The organism is Microbacterium wangchenii (assembly GCF_004564355.1).
GTDB classification, from domain to species: domain Bacteria; phylum Actinomycetota; class Actinomycetes; order Actinomycetales; family Microbacteriaceae; genus Microbacterium; species Microbacterium wangchenii.
Genome location: NZ_CP038266.1, coordinates 2,478,435 through 2,497,526 on the forward strand (window position 1 = coordinate 2,478,435; position 19,092 = coordinate 2,497,526).

The 19,092-nt window shown below is 71.5% G+C and carries 20 protein-coding genes; 12 read left to right on the plus strand and 8 right to left on the minus strand.

Features of this window, described 5'->3' with window-relative positions; all coding sequences use genetic code 11:
- Window positions 1-52 precede the first annotated feature (52 nt).
- The 7 genes from xseA to E4K62_RS11985 are packed head-to-tail and all read left to right on the plus strand — an operon-like array spanning window position 53 to window position 6,439.
- Complete coding sequence (gene xseA / locus E4K62_RS11955) at window positions 53-1,357, plus strand: exodeoxyribonuclease VII large subunit (protein WP_135067718.1); 1,305 nt, start codon at window positions 53-55, stop codon at window positions 1,355-1,357.
- Window positions 1,358-1,367: 10 nt separating this feature from the next.
- Window positions 1,368-1,595, plus strand: coding sequence for an exodeoxyribonuclease VII small subunit (locus tag E4K62_RS11960; protein ID WP_240742677.1), 228 nt, complete (start codon window positions 1,368-1,370; stop codon window positions 1,593-1,595).
- Window positions 1,595-2,224: a DUF4245 family protein gene (locus E4K62_RS11965; RefSeq protein ID WP_135067722.1), complete on the plus strand. Its 630-nt coding sequence runs from the start codon at window positions 1,595-1,597 to the stop codon at window positions 2,222-2,224. Before E4K62_RS11960 ends, E4K62_RS11965 begins: the two co-directional genes overlap by 1 nt.
- Before the next feature lie 38 nt (window positions 2,225-2,262).
- Window positions 2,263-2,874, plus strand: a complete 612-nt coding sequence (locus tag E4K62_RS11970; RefSeq protein WP_135071313.1) for a carbonic anhydrase — start codon at window positions 2,263-2,265, stop codon at window positions 2,872-2,874.
- Window positions 2,875-2,911: 37 nt separating this feature from the next.
- Window positions 2,912-4,306 (plus strand): class II fumarate hydratase, encoded by a 1,395-nt coding sequence (locus tag E4K62_RS11975; RefSeq protein ID WP_135067724.1) that lies wholly within the window; start codon window positions 2,912-2,914, stop codon window positions 4,304-4,306.
- Window positions 4,307-4,358: 52 nt separating this feature from the next.
- Window positions 4,359-5,786, plus strand: a complete 1,428-nt coding sequence (locus E4K62_RS11980) for a sensor histidine kinase (protein ID WP_135067726.1) — start codon at window positions 4,359-4,361, stop codon at window positions 5,784-5,786.
- A complete protein-coding gene (locus tag E4K62_RS11985; protein WP_135067728.1) occupies window positions 5,783-6,439 on the plus strand; it encodes a response regulator transcription factor in 657 nt (218 codons plus the stop codon). Before E4K62_RS11980 ends, E4K62_RS11985 begins: the two co-directional genes overlap by 4 nt.
- Window positions 6,440-6,724: 285 nt before the next feature.
- Here E4K62_RS11985 and E4K62_RS11990 read toward each other — a convergent pair whose 3' ends face one another.
- Complete coding sequence (locus E4K62_RS11990; RefSeq protein WP_135067730.1) at window positions 6,725-8,074, minus strand: PhoH family protein; 1,350 nt, start codon at window positions 8,072-8,074, stop codon at window positions 6,725-6,727.
- A 180-nt stretch (window positions 8,075-8,254) separates the two neighbouring features.
- Window positions 8,255-9,040 (minus strand): isoprenyl transferase, encoded by a 786-nt coding sequence (locus E4K62_RS11995; protein ID WP_135067732.1) that lies wholly within the window; start codon window positions 9,038-9,040, stop codon window positions 8,255-8,257.
- Window positions 9,041-9,108: 68 nt separating this feature from the next.
- On the opposite strand from E4K62_RS11995, the gene trhA reads away from it, so the two are divergent.
- Window positions 9,109-9,849, plus strand: coding sequence for a PAQR family membrane homeostasis protein TrhA (gene trhA, locus E4K62_RS12000; protein WP_240742678.1), 741 nt, complete (start codon window positions 9,109-9,111; stop codon window positions 9,847-9,849).
- Window positions 9,850-9,854: 5 nt separating this feature from the next.
- Here trhA and E4K62_RS12005 read toward each other — a convergent pair whose 3' ends face one another.
- A complete protein-coding gene (locus tag E4K62_RS12005; protein WP_135067734.1) occupies window positions 9,855-10,139 on the minus strand; it encodes a hypothetical protein in 285 nt (94 codons plus the stop codon).
- A gap of 64 nt (window positions 10,140-10,203) precedes the next feature.
- Here E4K62_RS12005 and E4K62_RS12010 point away from each other — a divergent pair, with 64 nt between their 5' ends.
- Window positions 10,204-10,599, plus strand: a complete 396-nt coding sequence (locus tag E4K62_RS12010) for a DUF4307 domain-containing protein (protein WP_135067736.1) — start codon at window positions 10,204-10,206, stop codon at window positions 10,597-10,599.
- A 91-nt stretch (window positions 10,600-10,690) separates the two neighbouring features.
- Window positions 10,691-11,182, plus strand: coding sequence for a transcription elongation factor GreA (gene greA / locus E4K62_RS12015; RefSeq protein ID WP_135067738.1), 492 nt, complete (start codon window positions 10,691-10,693; stop codon window positions 11,180-11,182).
- Between the two features lie 21 nt (window positions 11,183-11,203).
- Here the strand turns inward: greA and ilvA are convergent, their stop codons facing one another.
- On the minus strand, window positions 11,204-12,454 hold the full coding sequence (ilvA, locus tag E4K62_RS12020) for a threonine ammonia-lyase (protein WP_135067740.1): 1,251 nt from the start codon (window positions 12,452-12,454) through the stop codon (window positions 11,204-11,206).
- Window positions 12,451-13,653 (minus strand): AI-2E family transporter, encoded by a 1,203-nt coding sequence (locus E4K62_RS12025; protein WP_135067742.1) that lies wholly within the window; start codon window positions 13,651-13,653, stop codon window positions 12,451-12,453. Before E4K62_RS12025 ends, ilvA begins: the two co-directional genes overlap by 4 nt.
- Window positions 13,654-13,717: 64 nt before the next feature.
- On the opposite strand from E4K62_RS12025, the gene E4K62_RS12030 reads away from it, so the two are divergent.
- Together E4K62_RS12030 and E4K62_RS12035 are read left to right on the plus strand one after the other, a co-directional pair.
- Window positions 13,718-14,992 (plus strand): winged helix-turn-helix domain-containing protein, encoded by a 1,275-nt coding sequence (locus tag E4K62_RS12030; RefSeq protein WP_240742679.1) that lies wholly within the window; start codon window positions 13,718-13,720, stop codon window positions 14,990-14,992.
- A complete protein-coding gene (locus tag E4K62_RS12035) occupies window positions 14,989-15,885 on the plus strand; it encodes a hypothetical protein (protein WP_135067746.1) in 897 nt (298 codons plus the stop codon). The genes E4K62_RS12030 and E4K62_RS12035 overlap by 4 nt, the downstream gene beginning before the upstream one ends.
- A 4-nt stretch (window positions 15,886-15,889) precedes the next feature.
- Here E4K62_RS12035 and E4K62_RS12040 read toward each other — a convergent pair whose 3' ends face one another.
- From E4K62_RS12040 to E4K62_RS12050, 3 genes are all read right to left on the minus strand, one after another.
- On the minus strand, window positions 15,890-16,459 hold the full coding sequence (locus E4K62_RS12040; RefSeq protein WP_135067748.1) for a LemA family protein: 570 nt from the start codon (window positions 16,457-16,459) through the stop codon (window positions 15,890-15,892).
- A gap of 81 nt (window positions 16,460-16,540) precedes the next feature.
- Window positions 16,541-17,851, minus strand: coding sequence for a D-arabinono-1,4-lactone oxidase (locus E4K62_RS12045; RefSeq protein WP_135067750.1), 1,311 nt, complete (start codon window positions 17,849-17,851; stop codon window positions 16,541-16,543).
- Window positions 17,848-19,068 carry an alanine racemase gene (locus tag E4K62_RS12050; protein ID WP_135067752.1) on the minus strand — a complete coding sequence of 407 codons (1,221 nt, stop codon included), beginning with the start codon at window positions 19,066-19,068 and terminating at the stop codon, window positions 17,848-17,850. The genes E4K62_RS12045 and E4K62_RS12050 overlap by 4 nt, the downstream gene beginning before the upstream one ends.
- Window positions 19,069-19,092 lie beyond the last annotated feature (24 nt).

Here is a 19,092-nt window from a genome sequence, read left to right on the forward strand (position 1 = left end):
CCCCTGGACGACGGCCCAATACCGGCCGATCCGCCGATACCTGCGAGAAGCGATGACCACGTTCCAGCCCGAAACCGTTCCGGGGCAGCCCCCGCCGCCCGATTCCGTGCCACCGCGGGACTCCACCGTGCACGCTCCGACCTCGGTCGCGCGCCTGAACGACACCATCCGCGGGTTCGTCGACCGCTGGGGCTCGGTGTGGGTCGAGGGCGAGATCACCTCCTGGAACCTGCGCGGGGGCAACGTCTTCGGGCGGATGAAGGACCTCACCACCGACGCCACGATCTCCTTCCGCGTGTGGTCGAGCACGGCGCAGCGCCTCCCGAAGGACTTCGCCACCGGCGACCACGTCGTCGCGTGCGTCAAGGCGGACTACTTCCCCCGCTCGGGCGACTTCAGCTTCGCCGTCTCCGCCATGCGCCACGTGGGCCTGGGCGACCAGCTCGAACGCCTCGAGCAGCTGCGCACGAAACTGCGGGCCGAGGGGCTCTTCGACGCCTCGCGCAAGAAGCGGCTGCCGTTCCTCCCCGGCCTCATCGGGCTCATCACGGGCGAGAACTCCGACGCCGAGAAGGACGTGCACCGCAATGCCGAACTGCGCTGGCCGCACGTGCGCATCCGCACCAAGCACGCCGCCGTGCAGGGCGACCGGTGCGTCCCGGAGACGATCGCAGCGCTGAAAGCGCTGGATGCCGACCCCGAGGTCGCCGTCATCGTGATCGCCCGCGGTGGCGGCGATCCGCAGACGCTCCTGGGGTTCAGCGACGAACGGCTCCTGCGCGCGGTGGCCGCCGCGTCCACGCCGGTGGTCAGCGCGATCGGGCACGAGAACGACCACCCGCTGCTGGATGACGTCGCAGACCTGCGCGCGTCGACGCCGACCGACGCGGCGAAGCGCGTCGTTCCGGATGTCAGCGAGCAGCGCGCCCTCGTCGCGCAGCTGCGCGCGCGCCTGAGCAGCCGCCTCTCCCAGCGCGTGACGCATGACATCGCGCAGCTGGAGCAGCTGCGCTCACGTCCGGTGCTGCGCACCCCCGACGCCCTGTTGACCGGACGCGCGCAGGAGACGTGGATGCTGGTCAACCGCGGCCGCGACATCCTCGAGCGCCGCGTGGCCGCCGACGACCGGCGGACGAGGGAGCTGCGCGCGTCGCTGCGGGCGCTCTCCCCCCTGGCGACGCTGTCGCGCGGCTACGCCATCGCGCATCTGCGCGACGGGGTCATCGTGCGCGACGCGACACAGGCCCCGGCAGGCGCCGACGTGCTCGTGACCGTGGCGCAGGGCTCGTTCGCCGCCCGCTCCGAAGGCCCCGTGGAGGAGTCCCCCGCGGCGGCGACGCAGGACGGGGACAACTAGGATGGAAGGCATGACCGCGTCGCAATCCGGCCCCGCCGAAGTCGCGGCTCTGTCGTTCGAGCAGGCCCGCGACGAGCTCGTCCGCGTCGTCGCCGAACTCGAGCAGGGCGCTCCCACCCTCGAGGAATCCCTCACGCTGTGGGAGCGCGGTGAAGCCCTCGCGGCGCGCTGCGAGGAGTGGCTGCTGGGGGCAAAGCGCCGACTCGACGCGGCGCGCGCCGACGCTTCGGAGTCGTGATGGCCCGCGTCGTGGCGGAGCTCGGTCGTCCCGAGACTCCGGATGAGACCGCCGCCCGCAAGGCCGCGTCCTCCCAGGCGTACCGCTCCAGCAAGACCTTCCGCAATCTCCTGGTCGCCCTCGGGGTGATCCTGGCCGTGGTCGCCGTGGTGATCTTCGGCGTGCCCCGTGGCGAGATCCCCGAGCCGCCCCCCATCGACGTCACGGCCGAAGCCGCCGCGCTCAGTGAGACGCTGCAGCGCCCCGTGCTCGACCCCGACCTGCCCGAGGGCTGGCGCGTGAACGCGGCATCCCTGGAGGGTGGCAGCGTGGACGCCTGGACGGTCGTGACCGTCCCCGCCCGCACCGCCGGCTTCCTCCGCGTGTCGCAGGGCTTCGACGCCGACGAGTCGTGGCCGCTCGAGCTCCTCGCCGGCACCCGCCCCGACGGCACCCTGACGATCGACGGCATCGTGTGGGACGAGTACCACGTGTCCGACCCCTCGCGGGCCGGCAACGTGTCGTACGCGCTGGGCACGCAGGCCGGAGCCGATCGCATCCTCGTCTACGGCTCGTCCTCCCCCGAAGCTGCGGCCTCCCTCGCCGAGGCGCTCGCGCCTCAGATCACCGACCTGCGAGCGACCCCGTGACCGCCCCCGCCGCCACACCCCGCGGGGTGTGGGATGAGATGCGGCAGGGCAACGCCCGCTTCGTCGCGGGCGAACCCCGCCATCCCCGGCAGGACGTCGAACGTCGCCACGAGCTGGCGGGCGGGCAGCGTCCACGCGCGGCCCTGTTCGGATGCTCCGACTCGCGCCTCGCGGCGGAGATCATCTTCGACGAGGGCCTGGGCGACCTGTTCGTCGTGCGCAACGCCGGCCAGATCATCTCCGACTCGGTCGTGGGCAGCCTGGAGTACGCCGTCGCGGTGCTGGAGGTGCCGCTCATCGTCGTGCTCGCCCACGATGCGTGCGGCGCCGTGGGCGCGGCGATCGAGAGCGTGCAGCCCGACGCCCCGCTGCTGCCCCCGCTCATCTGGCGTCAGATCGCCTCGATCGTGCCCGCCGTCCGGCGCGTGCAGCGCGCCGACCCCGCCGCGGCCGCCGGCGCGATCGACCCGGAACAGGTCGGTCGCGTGCACCTGCGCGACACCGTGACGCAGCTGCTGCACGCATCCGAACTGATCAGCGAGGCCGTCGCCGAGGGGCGCCTGGCCGTCGTCGGCGCGAACTACCGACTCGCCGAGGGCACCGCCGCCCCCGTCGTGATCGTTGGCGACGCGGGCGACCCGCTGCCCTGACCATCCAGACCACCATCGGCAACAGGAGGACGACGACGTGACCGAGACCGAGTACCGCATCGAGCACGACACCATGGGCGAGGTGCGCGTTCCCAAGGACGCGCTGTACGCCGCGCAGACCCAGCGCGCGGTGGAGAACTTCCCCATCTCCGGTGACGCGCTCGATCCGGCGCAGATCGTGGCGCTGGCGCGCATCAAGAAGGCCGCGGCGCTGGCGAACAAGGAGCTCGGCACCCTCGACGGCGCCGTCGCCGACGCGATCGCGCGCGCCGCCGACCGCATCATCGCCGGCGAGCACGCCGACCAGTTCCCCATCGACGTCTACCAGACCGGCAGCGGCACGTCGTCGAACATGAACATGAACGAGGTGCTCGCCACCCTCGCCACGCGCGACCTCGGCTCCCCCGTGCACCCCAACGACCACGTCAATGCGTCGCAGTCCTCCAACGACGTGTTCCCCACGTCGGTGCACATCGCCGCGACGCAGGCGCTCATCGACGACCTCATCCCCGCGCTGGACCACCTCGCCGTCGCCTTCGAGGAGAAGTCCGAGGCGTGGAAGGACGTCGTGAAGTCCGGCCGCACGCACCTGATGGATGCAACGCCCGTCACCCTCGGCCAGGAGTTCGGCGGGTACGCGCGCCAGATGCGCCTGGGCATCGAGCGCGTCCAGGCCGTCCTGCCCCGCGTCGCGGAGGTCCCCCTCGGCGGCACGGCCGTGGGCACCGGCATCAACACGCCCGCCGGGTTCCCGCAGAAGGTCATCCAGCTCATCGTGGATGAGACGGAGCTGCCGATCACCGAGGCGAAGGACCACTTCGAGGCCCAGGCCAACCGCGACGGCCTGGTCGAGGCATCCGGCGCCCTGCGCACGATCGCGGTGTCGCTGACGAAGATCAACAACGACCTGCGCTGGATGGGGTCTGGCCCGAACACCGGCCTGGCCGAACTGCACATCCCCGACCTGCAGCCGGGGTCGTCGATCATGCCGGGCAAGGTCAACCCGGTCGTCCCCGAGGCCACCCTCATGGTGTGCGCGCGCGTGATCGGCAACGACGCCACGATCGCGTGGGCCGGGGCATCCGGATCGTTCGAGCTGAACGTGGCCATCCCGGTCATGGGCACGGCGCTGCTGGAGTCGATCCGCCTGCTCGCCAACACCATGCGCGTGCTGGCCGACAAGACGATCGACGGCCTGCAGGCCAACGTCGAGCGCGCCGCCGCCTACGCGGGCATGTCGCCCTCCATCGTGACCCCGCTGAACAAGCTCATCGGGTACGAAGCGGCCGCCAAGATCGCCAAGCACTCCGTCGCCAAGGGCATCACGGTGCGCGAAGCCGTCGTCGAGCTCGGGTACATCGAGCGCGGCGAGCTGACCGAGGAGGCGCTGGACGCCAAGCTCGATCTGCTCTCCATGACGCACCCCGGGTGAGCCACGCCCCGCACGTACCGGGTTCGGCCCCGGCGCGCGCGATAATCAGACGATGAACCGCCCGCCGAGAACGGTCTCGGCGCGCGCACGGATCCTGGGGGCTGTCCTCGCCGTCGCGTGCGCCGGGCTCGTCGTGGTGGGCGGGATCACGTTCTGGGTGCAGCAGGACACCGTGCTGCGGACGGCCGATGGGCAGTTGCGCACGTTCGCCGCGAGCGTCGCGACGGAGCCGATGCCCGACCGCGCAGCCGTCATCGACGTCGTGCACAGCATCGTCCCCGACCGCACCGACGGCACGATCGCTGTGGCCGACGGCGAGGTGATCGCCGCCGCACCCAGCGCGACGGGCCTGCACCTGGCCGACGACGAGGAGTTCGTGCGGGCGCTGTCCGCGTCCTCGCCCACGGCCGCCGAGTACGGGACGGTGAACGGCGACCACGGCACGCTGCGCTACGTCGCCCTGCCCGTCGACGGCGCCGTCATCGCCCACGCCGTGCTGCTGGATGCCCGCATGCAGCTCGTGATCACCGGCGTCCTCACCTACACCGTGACGGGGCTCGGGATGCTGCTGGCCATCGGCGTGGTCGGGTGGTTCGTGATCGGGCGGCTGCTCCTGCCGCTGCGCGACCTCCGCGCCACCGCCGACGCCGTCACGATCGGTGACTTCGGCGCGCGCCTGCCCGCCGACGGCAACGACGAGATCTCCGACCTCACCCGCACCGTCAACTCCATGCTCGACCGGATCGAGGTCTCCGTCGACGTGCAGCGCCAGCTGCTGGATGATGTCCGGCATGAACTGAAGACCCCCATCACGATCGTGCGCGGGCATCTGGAGACGATGGATGTCACGGATCCGGTGGATGTCGCGACCACGCGCGAGATCGGCATGTCCGAGCTGGACCGCATGACCCGCCTCGTCGACGACATCGATCTGCTGGCAGCTGTCGAGGACGGCGCGCTGACGATGAACATGATCGATGTCGACGCCCTCACGGCACGCGTGGGAGAACTGGTGGCGGTCATCCCCGGCCATTCGTGGAGTGTCGAGTCCCGCGGGTACGGTCGCGTCGAGGGCGACTACGACCGCCTGCTCCAAGCGTGGCTGCAGCTGGCCGACAACGCCGCGAAGTACACCCCCGAGGGCACGCCGGTGGAGATCGGCAGTTCCGTCGACGACGCCGGCGCGCATCTGTGGGTGCGCGACCACGGCCCCGGCATCCCGCCCGCATCCCGCCACCGCATCTTCCGCCGCTTCGACCGCGCCGAAGGGCGCCGCACCGTCGGCGGCTCGGGGCTCGGACTCGCCATCGTGGACGCGATCGTGAAAGGCCACGACGGCCACTGCTCGGTCACCGAGACCCCCGGCGGCGGCGCCACCTTCACCATCCACATCCCGCCCGGACGCGGGCGGGCACCGGCCGACCTGCCGGCGCCCGTGCGCGCCGGTGACGTGGTCCAGCAGCGAGAGGCCTCCGGATGACGCTCATCCTCATCGCCGAAGACGAGACCCGCATCTCGGCCTTCATCAGCCGCGGACTCGAGTCCGCCGGCTACCGCACCCGCGTGGTCGAGGACGGGGGCGACGCACTCGAAGCCGCGCTGTCGGGCGAGGTCGACCTCATGCTCCTGGACATCGGGCTGCCCACCATGGACGGGTTCGAGGTGCTGCGCGACCTGCGCGGCCAGGGGTCCACGCTCCCCGTCATCATCCTCACCGCCCGCTCCAGCACGCGCGACACCGTGGACGGCCTGGACGCGGGCGCCAACGACTACGTCGCGAAGCCGTTCAAGTTCGACGAGCTGCTCGCCCGGGTCCGATCCCGCCTGCGCGAGACCGTGCAGACCGGCACGATCGCGGTCGTCCACGGCGACGTGTCGCTCGATGTGCTCACGCGACGGGCCACCGTGGCGGGCCGGGAGATCGATCTGAGCGCGCGGGAGTTCGCGTTGGCGGAGCAGTTCCTCCGCCACCCGGGACAGGTGCTCAGCCGCGAACAGCTGCTCAGCCGCGTGTGGGGCCTGGACTTCGACCCCGGATCCAACGTGGTCGACGTCTACGTCCGCTACCTGCGCGGCAAGTTCGGGCACGAGTGCATCACGACGGTGCGAGGTGCAGGCTACCGCTGGGAGTGAGCCGCCCTCGCGCCAAAGAGAGAGCCCCCGGCGCTGGGGGACGCCGAGGGCTATGGGAGAGCCGGAGTCGGGGGGAACTCCGGATGTATCGACCGCGCTACCCGAATAAGCGCGGTGACCTTTTCTCCACGACGGGCCCTGATCGGTCCCGTGCTTCTCTATTGGGGGGTATCCGCCGCGGGGGCGGTGCGAGGTCTCCCTCGCTGCATCCATCATGGGGCAGATTCGTGAGAGAAGGCGGAACCGGGGGTGAGAGTGCTCTCATCTACGCGGTTCCGCCTCGCCTCACGACAGCTCGCCCGCCTCCAGCAGGTCGGTGACCAGGGCGGCGATCGCCGAGCGCTCCGACCGCGTCAGCGTGACGTGCCCGAACAGGGCGTGGCCCTTGAGCGTCTCGATGACCGACGCGATGCCGTCGTGCCGGCCCACACGCAGGTTGTCGCGCTGACCGACGTCGTGGGTGAGGATGACGCGGGAGTTCTGCCCGACGCGGCTGAGGACGGTGAGGAGGACGTTGCGCTCCAGCGACTGGGCCTCGTCGACGATCACGAACGCATCGTGCAGTGAGCGGCCGCGGATGTGCGTGAGGGGCAGCACCTCGAGGAGGCCGCGTGCCAGCACCTCCTCCAGCACGTTCGGCGAGACGACCGAGCCGAGCGTGTCGAAGACCGCCTGCCCCCACGGATTCATCTTCTCCGCGGCGTCTCCGGGGAGGTATCCGAGTTCCTGCCCGCCGACGGCGAACAGCGGACGGAAGACGATGATCTTGCGCTGCTGCTGGCGTTCGAGCACCGACTCCAGGCCCGCGCACAGGGCGAGGGCCGACTTCCCGGTTCCCGCCCGGCCGCCGAGGGAGACGATGCCCACGTCCGGGTCCAGCAGAAGGTCGATCGCGATGCGCTGCTCGGCCGAGCGGCCGTGCAGGCCGAACACCTCCCGGTCGCCCCGGACGAGCCGGTAGGCACCGTCCCCCGTGACGCGCCCGAGGGCCGAGCCCCGCTCGGAGTGGATGATGAGGCCCGTGTTCACCGGCAGCCCCACGACGTCGTCGCTGGCGGCGACCTCGGACTCGTAGAGGTCGCTCATGTCGTCGCCGCCCACGTTCAGGTCGGCGATGCCGGTCCATCCCGAGTCGACTGCCTGCTCGGCGAGGTACTCCTCGGCGTGCAGGCCCAGCGACGCGGCCTTGACCCGCATCGGGAGGTCTTTGGAGACGACCGTGACCTCACTGCCGTCCTGCGCGAGGTGCATCGCGACGGCGAGGATGCGGGTGTCGTTGTCGCCCAGCCGCATGCCCGAGGGCAGCACCGTGGGGTCGGTGTTGTTCAGCTCGACCCGCAGCGTGCCGCCGTCACCGACGGGCACGGGGAAATCCAGCCGGCCGTGCTCGACGCGCAGGCCGTCCAGGTGGCGCAGGGCCTGACGGGCGAAGTAGCCCAGCTCGGGGTCGTGCCGTTTGCTCTCCAGCTCGGTGACGACCACGACGGGGATCACGACGGAATGCTCGGCGAAGCGGAAGAACGCCCGCGGATCGCTCAGGAGGACGGAGGTGTCCAGCACGTACGTCCGGAGGTCCTGCTCCGCGGTCTCGTCGGTGAACTCCCGGCTCTGCTGCTGCGGTGCTCGTGCGGTCACAACCCACTCCCCACCCGGGTGTGTCACCCGGCAGTCACGAGTCGACCAGGGTAGCGAGTCGCGATCCGGAAGGCCGACCCGACCGGACTCCGTGCCCGGTGCGATCACCGTACGACCGGCGTGCGGGCGGCGAGGTGCGCGACACGCCCCCGCCGGTGTCGGGCACGGGAATTCTCCGTGTCATCCGCCGTAGCGGCGGTCGCGATCGGCGTAGTCGCGGATGGCGCGGAGGAAGTCGACCTCGCGCAGGTCGGGGCCCAGCGCCTCGACGAAGTAGAACTCGCTGTGGGCGCTCTGCCACAGCAGGAAGTCGCTCAGGCGCTGCTCGCCCGACGTGCGGATGACGAGGTCGGGGTCGGCTTGACCGCCGGTGTAGAGGTGCTCGCCGATCTGCTCGGGGGTCAGGCTGGCCGCCAGTTCCTCCAGCGACCCGCCCTCGCGGTCGTGCTGGGCGATGATGCTGCGCACCGCGTCGACGATCTCGCTGCGACCGCCGTAGCCGACGGCCAGGTTCACGTGCAGCCCGGTGTGCTCGCGGGTGCGCTCCTGCGCGTCGGCGAGCACTCGCGCCAGGTCGGGCGGCAGGAGGTCGGCGCGGCCCACGTGCTGCACGCGCCAATCGGACTCGCGCGAGAGCTCGTCGGCGAGCTCGGCGATGATGTCGATCAGGTCGGCCAGTTCCCGGGACTCGCGCTTGCGGAGGTTGTCGGTGGACAGAAGGTACAGCGACACGACCTCGATGCCGAGGTCGTCGCACCAGCGCAGGAACTCGCGCATCTTGGCCGCGCCGGCCCGGTGGCCGTGTGCGGCGGTCTCGTAACCCAGCTGACGCGCCCACCGCCGATTGCCGTCGATCATCATCGCCACGTGGTGCGGCACCGTCTCCGGGTGCAGGCGCCGGCGGAGGCGGTTGATGTAGAGCCGATACAGCGGCCCTCTGCCCTGATTGCCGCCGCCACCGCTCACGCGTCTACGCTACCCCCCCACCCCCGTGTGTTCCCCGTCCGGCATACAGCGACCTTTAGGCTGGAGAGGTGACCCGACGCACCCCCGACCCCCACCTGGAATCCGAGGGCGCCCACGTTCCCGAGCTGCCGCTGATCGAGGCCGGAGCCGTCGGCGCGCAGAGCGACGTCAAGCCCACGTGGCGCGGCTGGATCCACGCCGCGACGTTCCCGATCGCCGTCGTGGCGGGCGTCGTGCTGATCAGCCTCGCGCAGGGCGCACCGGCGAAGTGGGCCTCTGCGGTGTTCATGGTCACCTCGATGATGCTGTTCGGCAGCTCCGCGTTGTATCACCGCTTCAACTGGAAGCCCCGTACGCTGGCCGTGCTCAAACGCATCGACCACGCCAACATCATGCTCCTGATCGCGGGCACCTACACGCCGCTGGCCGTGCTGGCCCTGCCGACGCAGAAGACGATCATCCTGCTGTCGGTCGTGTGGGGAGGGGCGATCGTCGGCATCCTCTTCCGCGTGTTCTGGCTGCATGCGCCCCGGTGGTTGTACGTCGCGCTGTACCTGGCCCTCGGCTGGGCGGCGGTGATGTACCTGTTCGACCTGTTCGATGCCAACGCGACGATGATGACGCTCGTCCTGATCGGCGGACTGCTCTACACCGCCGGCGCGGTCGTCTACGCGCTCAAGCGCCCCAACCCGTGGCCCGGCCACTTCGGGTTCCACGAGATCTTCCACGTGTGCACCGTCTTGGCGTTCCTGTGCCACTGGGCGGCGAGCCTGCTCATCGCGATGCATCCGGCGTACCACGCCGGCTGAGGACGCTAACGCCGCGCGGGATCGGCGTCCGGGTCGATGTCCTCGTCGTCGGTGTCGGTGGCGCGCGTGGATGCGCGTGCCTGCTCCTCGGCGTCGAGTTCGGCCCGCACGTCCTCGCGGTAGCCGCTGCGGCGGATGCGGCGGAGCATGTCGACGACGAGCAGCACGACGGCCAGGGTGAGTACGGCGATCACGCCGAACCCCCACGGACCGGGGGTGACGAGCTCGGCCGGCGGCGCCTGGGGCGTAGGCGACGGAGTGGCGGCGGCGGCCATGAGCAGGTCGTACATTGGTCCTCGTTCCGCGCCGGAGCGCATAGCCTGGAAAGACCAGCCTAGAACGACCCGAGGAACGATGACCACGCAGCAGCTGCTCGACGAGCGATACGGCCGGCGGCGATCTCGGACCCGGCGCGTGGTGGGCTGGGTGATCGTCGGGGTGATCGCCGCGGCGCTCGTAATCGCACTCGGCTGGAGCACCGTCGCGCGCACGCTCAACGCCGTCGACGTCGTCGGCACCGGTTACGACGTCGCCGACGAGCGCACCGTCACGGTCGAGTTCCAGATCACCGCTCCCCCCGGCGCGGCCGTGGCATGCGCCCTGGAGGCCCAGGACGAGGAGCACGGAGTGGTGGGCTGGCGGATCGTGGAGTACCCCGCGGCCGAGGCGCATGAGCGCGCGTTCACCGAGACCATCCCCACGGTCGCCCTGGCCACCACGGGTTTGGTGAACAGCTGCTGGGTCCCGTAGCATATCCTGATACGACGCCCCGGCCTGAGCCGGGGCGTTTCGATATCCCGGGCCCGGTTCGTACCGGGCCACCCGAACGAAGGAGAGCGACGTGTCCAGCGACGCACAGGTGACGTTCCTCACCCAGGAGGCATACGATCGGCTCGCCGCCGAGCTCGAGCACCTCTCCACCACCGGGCGCGAGGAGATCGCCAAGCGCATCGAGTCCGCCCGCGAAGAGGGCGACCTCAAGGAGAACGGCGGCTACCACGCCGCCAAGGACGAGCAGGGCAAGCAGGAGGCGCGCATCCGCACGCTCCAGCAGCTGCTGAAGAACGCCAAGGTGGGAGTGGCTCCCCAGAGCACGGGCGTCGTGGAACCGGGCACCGTGGTGACGGCGCTCGTCGCCGGCGGTGAAGAGGTCTTCCTCCTGGGCAACCGCGAGATCGCCGTCGACTCCGAGCTCGACGTCTACAGCGAGGCCTCCCCGCTGGGCGCTGCGATCATCGGCATGCGCGAAGGCGACAAGGGCTCGTACACCGCACCGAACGGCCGGGAGATCCCGGTCGAGGTGGTCAAGGTGGAGACCTACTCGGGTCAGTGATCGGCCCCGGCCGGGAACGGGTCAGTCGGCGACGATCGTCGACTGGAACCCGGCGGCCTCCAGCGTGGCGATCACGACGGCCTGGTGGTCGGCGCCCCGCGTCTCGACGCTCAGCTGCAGGATCACTTCGCTGATCTGAAGGCCCTGGCCGTGCCGCGTGTGCAGCACCTCGATGACATTGGCGCCCGCCTGCGCGAGGAGCTCCGCCACGCGCGCGAGCTGGCCCGGACGATCGGGGAGCGGGATGCGCAGCGTCATGTACCGCCCGGAGGCGGCCAACCCGTGCGCCACGACGCGCTGCAGCAGCAGCGGGTCGATGTTGCCACCGGAGAGGACCGTCACCGTGGGGCCGGTGGGGCGGACCTTGCCCGCGAGGATGGCGGCCACCCCCGCCGCACCGGCGGGCTCGACGACCTGCTTGGCGCGCTCGAGCAGGACCAGGAGGGCGCGCGCGATGTCGTCCTCGGTGACTGTGACGACCTCGTCGACGTACTCCTGGACCAGCGCGAAGGTCAGGTCGCCCGGACGCGCCACCGCGATGCCGTCGGCGATCGTCGGGCGCGTCTCCACCACGAGCGGACGGCCCGCCTGGAGGGAGGACGGGTAGGCGGCGGAGTTCTCCGCCTGCACGCCGACGACGCGGACGGTGCGTCCCACCGCGGCCGCGCGCAGCTTGACGGCGGCGGCGACACCGGCGGCCAGTCCCCCGCCGCCGATCCCGATCACGACGGTGGCGAGGTCGGGCAGCTCCTCGAAGAGCTCCAGGCCGAGCGTGCCCTGACCCAGGACGATGTCGGGGTGGTCGAAGGGGTGGATGAGCACGGCGCCCGTGCGCTCGGCATGTTCGGCGGCCAGGCGCAGGGGCGTCTCGACGGTGGCGCCCTCCAGGATGACCTCGGCGCCGTACCCGCGCGTGGCCAGCAGCTTGGGAACGGGGACACCGAGCGGCATGAAGATCGTGGCGGGGATCCCCAGCTGCTGCGCGGCCAGCGCCACACCCTGGGCGTGGTTGCCCGCCGAGGCCGCCACGACGCCGCGTGCGCGCTCCTCGGCGGTCAGGCGCGACAGGCGATACGTGGCGCCGCGGATCTTGAACGAGCCGGTGCGCTGCAGGTTCTCCAGCTTCAGGTGCACCGGGACCCCCAGCACCTCGCTGAGGTGCTGGGACTCGTCCAGCGGCGTGCGCGCGATGATGCCGTCGAGGACGGCCGCGGCATCCTCGAAGCCGGCCAGGGTGGGAGCGGTCACGGCGGGAGATGCGGATACGGTCATGCGGTGTTCCCTCGTCGACGCGGCACGGTACTCCAGATGAGATCGGCGGAAGCCGGTGGCCGACCGCTCTCCCACGATCGTGAGCTCAGGTAGACGGCCACGACGTTGACGAACGCGGCCAGGGGCACCGCGAACAGCGCGCCGGGGATGCCGCCGACCATCGCTCCGCCGGCGACGACCAGCACGACGGCGAGCGGGTGGACCTTGACCGCCGAGCCCATGAGCAGCGGCTGCAGCACGTGGCTCTCCAGCTGCTGCACTCCCAGCACGACCACGAGCATCCAGAACGCGATCCACGGCCCGTTGTACACCAGCGCGATGAACACGGCGACGGCCCCGGTGACGATCGCGCCGACGAACGGCACGAAGGCGCCCAGGAAGACCAGCACGCCGATGGGGATCGCCAGCGGCACGCCGAGCAGGAACGCACCCAGGCCGATGCCCACCGCGTCGATCGAGGCGACCAGCAACTGCGTGCGCGCGTAGTTGACCACCGTCACCCAGCCCGCGCGTCCGGCTCCGTCCACGGCCGGTCGCGCCTTCCGCGGGAACAGCCGCGTGGTCCAGCGCCAGATCCCGCCGCCGTCGGCGAGGAGGCACAGGAGGATGAACAGGGTCAGCAGGAGCCCCGTCACGACGTGTCCGACGGTGGTGCCGATCGCGAGCGCACCCGACCACAGCAGTTCCGCCTGCTCCTCGAGGAAGACGACGGCCTGGTTCAGGCCGTCATCGATCTGCGTGGCGGTCAGATGCAGCGGTCCCTGAATGAGGTACTGGCGCAGCTGTTCTGTGGCTTCCACCGTGCGGTCGCGCACGTCGCCCCACTGCCGCGTGATCTGCCAGACCGCCAGCCACAGCAGGCCCGTCACGATCGCGAGGGTCGAGATCACCGAGACGACGATGGCCAGCCAGCGCGGCCACCGGTGCCGCAGCATCCACGAGAAGGCCGGCCACAGCAGCGCCGACACCAGGATCGCGATGAGCAGGGGGATGATGAGCAGCTTCAACTGGATGACGAGCCAGACGGTCACGCCGGCCGCCGCGGCCAGGACGAGCAGGCGCCATGCGTAGGCGGTTGCCACTCGGAGGCCGCGGGGGACGGTGTCTCCGCTTTCGGGATCCGCGGTGACGGCGGGCCCCGGGGGGCGGCGGAAGGCACCGAAGAACGAACCGCGTGCGTCGGGTCCGGAGCCGGTCATCCCGCCAGTCTAGGCGTCGCGTGCAGCCGCGGTGATGTCCGTGGCCGTGGTTAGGCTGGGGCGGGTGAGACCGACCTTGAGCGCCGCGGAAGCCCGTCGTGTCGCGGTGTCGGCACAGGGTTTCGGGCGTCCCCCGGCGGGCGCTCCCGGCACCCGCGCGCTCTCGGCAGCGGTGCGGCGGATGGGCACGCTGCAGATCGATTCGGTGAACGTCTTCGCGCGTTCGCACTACATGCCGCTGTTCTCGCGCCTGGGCCCGTACGACACCGACGCCCTCGACCGGCTGCTGTTCGCCCGCCGCGCGCCGTACGTGGAGTACTGGGCGCATGTCGCGTCGTTCATCCCCGCCGGGGACTGGTCGCTGTTCGACTTCCGCATGCGGGAGTTCCGGGAGAAATACGCTTCCGCGCCCGACTCCTGGGCGCGCACGCACGCCGACACGGTCGCGTGGGTGCGGGCGGAGCTCGCCGCCCGCGGGCCGCTGCGCCCGGCCGAGCTCGAAGGCGGCCTCGCCCGCGGCCGGGTCGGCTCCTGGTGGGAGTGGAGCGACGTCAAGCACGCCCTGGAATACCTCTGGCTCTTCGGTGACGTCGCGATCGCCGGGCGTCGCGGCTTCGAACGTCGCTACGCGCTGGCCGAGCACGTGATCCCCGCCGACGTGCTCGCCGCCCCGGTGCCCCGCGGCGACGCGGTGCGGGAGCTGGTGCGGCGCGCGGCACGGGCGTACGGCGTCGCGACAGCGGCCGACCTCGCCGACTACTGGCGCATCCGCGACCGTCCCGCTGTGCTCGCCGCGGTGCGCGATCTCGTCGACGCCGGCGAGCTCACCCCCGTCACCGTGCAGGGATGGACGTCCGGGGGCCGGCCCGCGCCGGCCTGGATGCACCGGGATGCGGTGGTGCCGCGTCGGGTGGATGCGGCAGCGGTGCTCACGCCCTTCGATCCGCTGGTGTGGTTCCGGGAGCGCGCCGAGCGGCTCTTCGGATTCGCCTACCGCATCGAGATCTACACGCCCGCCCCCCGCCGCCGTTACGGGTACTACTCCCTCCCGGTGCTGGTGGGCGACGACGTCGTGGGACGCGTGGATCTGAAGGCCGACCGTGCGCGCAGCACGCTGCTGGTCCAGTCGGCGTGGTGGGAGCCGGGCCGCCCGGCCGACGCGCCCGGGCGCCTCGCCGAGGTGCTCGAGGCCGCGGCGCGCTGGCAAGGGCTGGCGGACGTGTCGATCTCGCGCTGGGGTGACGCCGTGGAAGACCTCGCGGCTGCTCTCCCCCGGGCGGGCCGGCACGACCGCGCCGACGCCGAACCGGTCGCCCTCGCGTCAGAGGAACCGGGATGAGGCGCCGCACCGCCGTGATCGGCGGCATCGCCGCCGCCCTCCTGATCGCCGCGGGGGCGGTGGCGTGGGTGGCCACGCGGCCCGTCGGCGCGGAGAGCACCGCTCTCGCCTTCCTGCGGGCGCTGGAATCCGGCGATGCCGACGCTGTGGCGGACCTGATCGTGCCGGCGGACCCCGAGCCTGCCGACGCATTCGCCGCCGCCTCGTCCTACCCCCAGCGGCTGCGCATCGACCAGCTCACCGAGACCGGATCGCACGCCGCCGTGCGGGCCACGGCCGTCTTCGACGGCGCCGAGCGGGAGATCTCCTTCGGACTGCGCCTCGTCGATGGCCGGTGGCGCGTAGCCGACGACGCCCTCGCCGCGGTGGAGGTCAGCACGACCGTCGGCGACGCTGTCGCGGTGGGCGACGTGCTCGTCCCTGCGGGCACGGTGTCGCTGCTTCCTGCCGTGTACGAGTTCTCCGCGGTCCCGCGCGGACTCGTCGACGGCTCGGTGACCGCCGCGGTCTCCACCGACCGGACGACGGATGTGCAGGTGGAGGCGTCGCTGTCGCCCGAGGCGGTGCCGCGCCTGCAGGAGCAGCTCGACGCCTACGCGCGGGAGTGCACGAGCGGTGGCGCGGCGGTTCCCGAAGCCTGTGGCCTGCGGATCCCGTGGGCCGCGGATCTGGCCTCGGCATCCGCGTTCGCGTACCGCGTCGAACGGTTCCCCGTCCTCGCCCTGTCCCCCGATGTGCGCACGTTCACCGCATCCGGAGGGATCGTCGTCGCGACGGTGACCGGGGTGGACCGCACAGGTGCGGAGGCCTCGTTCACCTACCGCGACGACGCGTGGACGCTGCGCGGAGACGTCGTCGTCACCGGTGAGGACATCGTCCTCGCCGTGCGCTGACGCGTCAGAACTGAACGCGCGGCGGCTCGGAGATGGGCGCGCCGTCGACGACCTCGAAGAACTCGCGCTCGGTGAAGCCGAGGTTGCGGGCGAAGAGGTTGTTCGGGAACACCTTGATCTTGGTGTTCAGCTCCCGCACTCCGCCGTTGTAGAAGCGGCGCGAGGCCTGGATCTTGTCCTCGGTGTCGACGACCGCCTGCTGCAGCTGCAGGAAGTTCTGACTCGCCTGCAGCTGCGGGTACGCCTCCGCGACGGCGAAGATCGACTTCAGCGCCTGCTGCATGTGGCCTTCAGCGATGCCTGCTTCGGCCGGTCCGCCCGCCGAGAGCGTCTCCGCACGCGCACGCGTGACGTTCTCGAAGACCGCCTTCTCGTGTCCGGCGTAGCCCTTGACGGTCTCGATGAGGTTGGGAAGCAGGTCGGCGCGCCGTTTGAGCTGCACCGTGATGTCGCTCCATGCCTCGTCGACGCGCACGTTCAGCTGTACCAGCGAGTTGTACGTCGCCCACAGGTAGATGCCGGCGATGACGATGATCGCGACCACGATCAGGACAGGGATGAGAACTTCCCACATGTCCGAGTCTCCGTTCGATGAGTGCACTCATCCTAACGGGGCGATCGCGGCGTTCTGTGCACTGTCTGCATCTCCCAGTTCTTACCCACCCAGAACCCGGTCGAGGTAGCCGTTCGCGAACACGCGGCCAGGGTCCAGGCGGTCGCGCACGGCCGCGAAATCGTCGAAGCGCGGGTAGCGCGCGCGCAGGGCGTCGGCGTCCAGCCCGTGCTCCTTCCCCCAGTGCGGCCGGCCGCCGTGCGCCGTCATGAGCTCCTCAACCGCCTCGAAGTACTCCGTGGGGTCTTCGCGCCAGTACCGGTGCACGGCGAAATACGCGCTGTCGCGTTCGTACGCGGTGGAGAGCCATCGATCATCGGCGGCGGCGACGCGCACCTCCACCGGGAACGAGATCCGCCACCCGCGATCGGCGATGAGGTCCCGCAGGTCGCGCATCACGGCCACGAGCCGTTCGGCCGGGACGGCGTACTCCATCTCGCGGAACCGCACCGAGCGATCCTGCGTGAACACGCGCGCGGAGTGGTCGGTGTACGTGCGGTTGCCGAACGTGCGTCCGGCCAGCCGGGAGACCGGAGGGATGACCGCGGGAACGACCGCGCCGGCCGCGCACGCGACGCGGTAGACGCCATTGGCCATGAGGGACTCGTCCACGAAGCGGCGCACGCGCGGAAGCGGGCGGCGCACTGCTCGCTCGGGCAGGCGCGTATTCGTCTTGGTGACCGCCACGTCGGTGCCGGGGAACCAGTAGAACTCGAAATGGTCGGCACCCGTGTGCGCTGCGATGCCGGCGAGGGTCTCGGCGAGCGGTTCGGGCCGCTCGACCGCTTCCAGGAGGAAGGCCGGTACGCACTGCAGCGTCACCTCCACGATCACCCCGAGAGCGCCCAGACCGAGCGCGAGGGCGGGAAGCAGCTCCGGGTCGTTGTCTTCGTCGACGGTGAGAAGCGCGCCGTCGCCGGCGACGAGGGTCACCCCCACGACCTGTGCGGAGAGCCCGGCGAAGCGAGCGCCGGTGCCGTGCGTGCCGGTGGAGATCGCGCCCGCGACCGTCTGCCGGTCGATGTCGCCGAGGTTCTGCATCGCCAGGCCGTACGGCGCGAGCAGGCGCGGCATCTCCCACAGCCGCGTGCCAGCCCGGACGGTCACGCGGGCTCGCTCGGTGTCGACGGCGACGAGCCCGCGGAGATCCGACAGGTCCACCAGCACGTCGTGCGGCACCGCGATCCCGGAGAAGCTGTGGCCCGCCCCCACGGCCTTCAGGCGCAGCGATCGGGAGGCCGCGGCGGTCACCGCGCGGCGCACGGCGGGGACGTCGGCGGGATACTCCACGCGCGCCGGGCGGGCGGAATGGGTGCGCGCCCAGTTGCGCCACGTGCCTCCGGGCCGGGTCACAGGAAACTCCGTCCCTCGCCGCGGTAGGTCGGCAGCTCGCCCACCGTCCGGCCGTTCTCCACGAGATGGTAGCGGTCGACGCGTTCGGCGAGCTCGCCGCTCTTGGCGTGACGGAACCACACCCGCTCGCCCAGCCGCAGCGGCCGTGCCGCCCGTCCGCGCAGCGGCGTCTGCACCTCGCCGGCTCCCTCGCGCGGGAGCATCCGCAGGCCCGCGGGCCAGACCGGCGTCGGCTGTCGTGACCCCGACGGCGGACCCGAAGCGATCCACCCGCCGCCGAGCACGGTGACCACGTCGGGCAGCGGTTTGCGCACGACCTCGAGCCCGAACGCGGCGGCCGGCGCGGGCGTGAAGGCGCGGTACCCGTCGAAGAGGTGACCGGCGAGCAGTCCGCTGCCGGCGGTGAGCTCGGTGACCGCCGCCTCGGCGGCGGTGCGCTCGAGCGAACCGGTCCCGCCGCCGTTGACGAACTCGAGGTCGGCGAGCTCCCGCACACCGTCCACGACGGCCGCCCGGCGCTCGGCCAGCTCGACGGCCGAACGCTGCTGCATCCACCGGATCACCGGGTCGCCCACTCCGGTGGCGTCGCCTCGCCCCGCCACCTGTGCCTCGTACATCATGAGACCCACCAGACGGAACCCGGGGCGGGCAGCCACGCGGCGGGCCAGGCCGGCGGCCTCACCCGGGTCGTGGACGGGTGAGCGCCGCACGCCGATGTGCCCGAGGACACCGGCCCGCCACGACGCGTCGACATCGATCGCGACCCGGATCTCCGGGCGCGATCCGGGAGCGGCGACGGCATCGACCAGGTCCAGCTGGGCGGGATCGTCGATCATGAGCGTGATGCGCGCGGCGGCGCGGTCGTCCGCGACCAGTGCCGCCAGCGCCTTCCGGTCGACGCTCGGATACCCCAGCACGATGTCGTCGTGGTCGCGCGCGAGCCACAGTGCCTCGGGGAGCGTGAAGGCCAGGATGCCGCGGTACCCGGGCAGGGCGAGCACCGCGTCCAGCACCCCGCGCACGCGCACCGACTTGCTCGCCACCCGGATCGGCACTCCGCCGGCGCGCACGAGCAGGTCGGCGGCGTTGTAGCGGAGCGCCTCGAGCGAGAGGACGGCGACCGGTCCCGACAACTCCTCCGTCGCCGCGTCGAGGGCACGCCAGTGCGCGGGTCCGCCCTCGGGAGAGGCGGGGCCCGAGAGGAGATCGATCGTCATGGGGCGCACCCTCGCACACGCATG